At 72.4% G+C, this 5436-nt stretch carries 5 protein-coding genes; 4 read left to right on the plus strand and 1 reads right to left on the minus strand.

The window, feature by feature from the left end; translation table 11 throughout:
* Positions 1-1256: purine-cytosine permease family protein (locus ACXJKL_RS13400; RefSeq protein ID WP_457207541.1), on the plus strand; the 1256-nt coding region annotated here is incomplete at its 5' end.
* Positions 1253-1912 carry an SDR family oxidoreductase gene (locus ACXJKL_RS13405; RefSeq protein ID WP_457207542.1) on the plus strand — a complete coding sequence of 220 codons (660 nt, stop codon included), beginning with the start codon at positions 1253-1255 and terminating at the stop codon, positions 1910-1912. The genes ACXJKL_RS13400 and ACXJKL_RS13405, both read left to right, overlap by 4 nt.
* Here ACXJKL_RS13405 and ACXJKL_RS13410 read toward each other — a convergent pair.
* Positions 1829-3079 (minus strand): MFS transporter, encoded by a 1251-nt coding sequence (locus ACXJKL_RS13410; RefSeq protein WP_457207545.1) that lies wholly within the window; start codon positions 3077-3079, stop codon positions 1829-1831. The two genes, ACXJKL_RS13405 and ACXJKL_RS13410, sit on opposite strands and share 84 nt — an antisense overlap.
* Positions 3080-3135: 56 nt before the next feature.
* Here ACXJKL_RS13410 and ACXJKL_RS13415 point away from each other — a divergent pair, with 56 nt between their 5' ends.
* Positions 3136-3681, plus strand: a complete 546-nt coding sequence (locus tag ACXJKL_RS13415) for a CGNR zinc finger domain-containing protein (RefSeq protein ID WP_457207543.1) — start codon at positions 3136-3138, stop codon at positions 3679-3681.
* A 122-nt stretch (positions 3682-3803) separates the two neighbouring features.
* Positions 3804-5393: a phosphoglycerate dehydrogenase gene (gene serA / locus ACXJKL_RS13420; RefSeq protein ID WP_457207544.1), complete on the plus strand. Its 1590-nt coding sequence runs from the start codon at positions 3804-3806 to the stop codon at positions 5391-5393.
* The last annotated feature ends 43 nt before the right edge of the window (positions 5394-5436 follow it).

The raw sequence follows: 5436 nt of genomic DNA on the forward strand, positions 1-5436 counted from the left end.
GCTCGGCGCCGACGATGGTCCTGAGCCGGGCGGCGTTCGGCGTCGAGGGGCAGAAGGTGCCCGGTGTCGTCTCGTGGCTGGTCTCCATCGGCTGGGAGACGTTCCTGGCCATCCTCGCGGTGCTGGCCACCGCCACGATCTTCGACCAGCTCGGCTGGTCCGGCGGCACGACCACAAAGGTGGTGGCCACCGTCGTCGTCGCCCTGATGATCGTCTCGGCCAGCGTCGCCGGCTACCACATCATCATGCGGATGCAGTCGATCCTGACCTGGATCACCGGCATCGCGACCATCGCCTACGTCGCCCTCACCCTCGACGAGATCGACTGGTCGGCCGTCAGCGACCTGCCCAGCGGCAGCACCCAGCAGATGGTGGGCGCCCTGGTCCTGGTGATGACCGGCTTCGGCCTGGGCTGGATCAACATCGCCGCCGACTGGTCGCGCTACCAGCGCCGCGACGCCAGGGGAGCGGCCATCGTCGGCTGGAACACCCTCGGCGGCGCCGTCGCCCCCGTGCTGCTCGTGCTGTTCGGGCTGCTGCTCGCCGGCTCGTCGGAGGAGCTGTCCGCGGGCATCGTCGCCGACCCGATCGGCACTCTCGGCACCCTGCTGCCGACATGGTTCCTCGTGCCGTTCCTGCTCGCCGCGATCCTGTCCCTGGTCAGCGGCGCGGTGCTGGGCATCTACTCCAGCGGTTTGACCCTGCTCAGCCTCGGCGTGCGGATCCCGCGCCCGGCCGCGGCCCTGGTCGACGGCGTCATCCTCACCCTGGGCACGATCTACGTCGTCTTCGTCGCCACCAGCTTCATCGAGCCGTTCCAGAGCTTCCTCATCACCCTCGGCGTGCCCCTCGCCGCCTGGGCGGGGATCATGATCGCCGACATCGCGCTGCGCAAGCGCGACTACGACGACGCGGCGCTCTTCGACGCCTCGGGGAGGTACGGCGCGTTCGACTGGGTCTCCCTGGGCACCATGGTCGTGGCGTCGGGGCTCGGCTGGGGTCTCGTCGTCAACAACTTCGCGACCTCCGCCTCCTGGAACAACTGGCAGGGCTACCTCCTCGAGCCGCTCGGTCTCGGCACCTGGATGGAGGCCGACGGCTACTGGGCGGGCAACTGGCCCTACGCCAACCTCGGGGTGCTGCTCGCGCTGGTCCTGGGCTTCGCCGTCACCTACGTCGCCCGCCGCGGCACCGTCGCCCGGCAGGAGTCCCGCCCGGCCGGTGGCCTTGACCGCTCTGGCACCGTGGACGCATGAGTCGTATCGCCGTCGTCGGAGGCAACGGGCAGATCGCCCGACTGCTGCACCCCCTGCTCGTGGAGCGGGGCCACACGCCCATCGCCCTGGTGCGCAAGGAGTCCTACCGTGCCGACCTCGAGGCGGCCGGCGCCGAGGTGCGCCTGCTCGACATCGAGCAGAGCGACGAGGCAGGCTTCGCCGCCGCCCTCGAGGGTGCGCACGCCGTGGTCTTCGCCGCCGGCGGAGGGCCCGACGGCAACATCGAGCGCAAGCGCACCGTCGACCTCGAGGGGTCGCTCAAGTCCATCGCGGGAGCCAGGGCGGCCGGGATCAGCCGCTTCGTCCAGGTGTCGGCGATCAACGTCGACGAGCCGCTCCCCGACGACACCGCGCCGGTCTGGGCGGCGTACGTCGAGGCCAAGCGCGACGCCGACGCGGCCCTGCGCGACAGCGGGCTCGACTGGACCATCATCCGTCCCGGGCGGCTCACCGACGACGAGCCCACCGGACGCGTGGAGCTGGGGGAGGACGTCGCCCGCGGCGAGGTGCCGCGCGCCGACGTCGCCGCCGTGCTCGCCGAGGTCATCGACTCAGGCGCTGGGATCGGTGTCCAGACCGACCTGGTCTCGGGCGGCACCCCGGTCGCCGACGCCGTCGCGCGCCTCGACGGCTGACGCCGTGGCGCGTCCCAGTGCCGGCTGGGCCGCGGCCAGGGCGAGCGCGAGGGCGGCCGAGGAGCCCCACAGCCAGGCCGGGTCCACGGCCAGCAGCCGGGTCCCCAGCAGCGGGGCGACCACCGAGGCGACGCCCCAGCACGTGCCGTACGCCGCGAGGTAGCGCGCGCTGCCGCCCGGCGGCGCGAGCCCGGCCACCACCGCGAACGGGTGGCCTAGCAGCAACAGGTCTCCGACGCTCCAGACCGTCACTGCGACGACGAACCCACCGGTGCTGGTCGCCCCGCCGGCGATCGCCATCCCGACGGCCAGCAGGACGTAGCCCACCGCCATCGCCCGGAAGGGGCTCGGCGACCAGTCCCGCGTGAGGCGCTGAGCGGCGACCATGACGAGGGCGGAGACGGCGAGCAGCCACCCCATCCGCCCCGCCGGCAGTCCTCGGTCGAGCAGGGTCAGGGGGAGGCCGACCATGGCCTGCAGGTAGAGGGTGGCGAAGCTCGTGCCCGCCACCCACATGAGCAGCAGCCGGCGATCCCGCCAGGGGCTGCCGTGACCCTCGTCCGGGATCGGACCGGGGCGCCCCCGTGGCACCACCACGGCCACCACGACGGCCGCGGCCAGGCAGGACAGCGCGTCGGCCACCAGCAGCCACCGCAGGTCGAGCGTCGCGAGCGCCGCCGCGAGCAGGCCGGCAGCGACCCCCGCCACCGCCAGGGCCGTACCCAGCAACGAGTAGGCATGGGGCCGCTGCTCCGGCGGGCACAGGTCGGCGACGATCGCCTGGCTGGGTGGCTCGTAGAGCTCGAAGAACAGGCCCAGCAGGGTGACCGAGGCCGCGGCGGCGAGCAGGGTGGGGGAGGCCGCGAAGGCGAGCAGCGCGACCGCGCAGCCCACCAGGCCGAGCACCATCGTCGGTCTGCGTCCCCACCGGTCGGCGAGCAGCCCGCCGGCCAGCCGCGAGGGGATGGTGGCCACGCCGAACGAAGCCACGACCAGGCCCGCCGTCGTCACCGACGTACCGAAGCCCTCCACCAGGATCGCCGCCGTGAAGGGGAGCGCGGAGGCTCCGAGCCGGTTGACGGCTCGCGCCGCGACGAGGGCCCGGACCTCGCGGGGGAGTCCGGCAGGTGCCGAAACGTCACTGGTGTCTGCGCTATCGTCAGTCATCACGGCTCGACCGTACGACGACAGGAGTAACTGGTCAAATGTTGTTCGACAGTCACGTGACGACCCTCCTCGAGGCCGGCGTCGCCCTCGTCAACGCGACCACGCCCGGCCACGACGGCACGGACGCGGTCGTGGCACCCTCGGGGCGGGCGCTCCAGGACGCGGTCCGGGCCGCCATCTCCCGGGAGGACTACCGACCGACTGTTTCGCCCGCGACCGCCACCGCGCTCGCCGAGGTCGCCGCCGACGTGCGCGCGGTGTACGTCGCCACCGACCGGGGCGACCTCGACGCCGCCGCGGCGCTGGTCAACGACCTCCTCGAGCGCACCGGAGTGCGTCCGCGGCTCACCCACACCGAGACGGGCTGGGACCTGCACTTCCACGGCCCCGACCAGAGCGTCGCCCGCGGCTGGGCGGCCGGGCTCGCGGCGGGTCTCGCACTCGCACTGGGCAGCGACCGGAGCGGTCGGCTGGGCGTCTGTGAGGCCGGGCCGTGCGACCGCGTCTTCACCGACACCTCCCGCAACGGAGGTCGTCGCTTCTGCTCCACGCGCTGCCAGAACCGCGTGAAGGCCGCCGCCCACCGGCACCGCACGCGGTAGCGCGACGGGACGCCCGGTCGCCTCCGAGACGATGTCCGAGGCTCACCCGGCGTGGGCTAGGGTCGGAGGCGCACAGCGTCGTGCAGGCCCTCACCGCACCCGATCCGACGAGGAACACAGCTGTGACTTCACGACCCGTCGTACTCATCGCCGAAGAGCTGAGCCCCGCCACCGTCGAGGCGCTCGGCCCGGACTTCGAGATCCGCCACTGCAACGGCGCCGACCGCGCCGAGCTCATCCCGGCGATCGCCGACGTCGACGCCATCCTGGTGCGCTCCGCGACCAAGGTCGACGCCGAGGCGCTCGCCGCCGCGACCAACCTCAAGGTCGTCGCCCGCGCCGGGGTCGGTCTCGACAACGTCGACGTCAAGGCCTCCACCCAGGCCGGCGTCATGGTGGTCAACGCCCCGACGTCCAACATCGTCTCGGCCGCCGAGCTCGCCGTCGCGCTGATGCTCGCCGCCGCCCGTCACGTCAGCCCCGCCCACGCGGCGTTGAAGAACGGCGAGTGGAAGCGCTCGAAGTACACCGGCATCGAGCTCTACGAGAAGACCGTCGGCATCGTCGGCCTCGGCCGTATCGGCGTCCTCGTGGCGCAGCGCCTGTCCGCCTTCGGCATGAAGGTCATCGCCTACGACCCCTACGTCCAGGCCGGTCGCGCCGCCCAGATGGGCGTGCGGCTCGTCGACCTCGACACGCTGCTCGCCGAGGCCGACTTCATGAGCGTCCACCTGCCCAAGACGCCCGAGACCGTGGGACTCATCGGCGCCGAGCAGCTCGCCAGGGCCAAGGGCTCCCTCGTGCTCGTCAACGCCGCCCGCGGTGGCATCGTCGACGAGGCCGCGCTGTACGACGCGCTGAAGACCGGTCAGATCGCCGCCGCCGGGCTCGACGTCTTCGCCAAGGAGCCGTGCACCGACAGCCCGCTCTTCGAGCTGGAGAACGTCGTCGCCACGCCGCACCTCGGTGCCTCGACCGACGAGGCCCAGGAGAAGGCGGGCATCGCCGTCGCGAGGTCGGTACGCCTCGCCCTCTCCGGCGAGCTCGTCCCCGACGCGGTCAACGTCCAGGGCGGCGTCATCGCCGAGGACGTGCGTCCGGGCATCCCGCTCACCGAGAAGCTCGGCCGCGTCTTCACCGCCCTGGCCGGCGAGGTGGCCCAGCAGATCGACGTCGAGGTCCGCGGCGAGATCACCGAGTTCGACGTCAAGGTGCTCGAGCTCGCCGCCCTCAAGGGCGTCTTCTCCGACATCGTCGAGGACCAGGTGTCCTACGTGAACGCGCCGCTGCTGGCGGCCGAGCGCGGCACCGCCGTACGCCTGGTGACCGAGGCCGAGAGTCCCGACCACCGCAACCTCATCACCATCCGCGGCACGCTGGCCGACGGGTCGCAGATCTCCGCGAGCGGCACGCTGGTGGGGATCAACCAGAGGGAGCGGTTCGTCGAGGTCAACGGCTTCGACATCGACATCGAGCCGACCGACCACCTGGCGTTCTTCACCTACGCCGACCGGCCGGGGATGATCGGCACCGTCGGTCGCATCCTCGGCGACGCGTCGGTCAACATCGCCGGGATGCAGGTCTCGCGCACCGACAAGGGTGGCGAGGCCCTGGTCGCGCTGTCCGTGGACACCGCGATCCCCGCCGAGACGCTGGCCGAGATCGGCTCGGCGATCGACGCGGTGTCGGTCCGCGCCGTCGACCTGGTCTGAGCCCCCTTCGTGGGGTAGTCCGTGACGTTTGGCACCCTCCGGG

The organism is Nocardioides sp. P5_C9_2 (genome assembly GCF_054049555.1).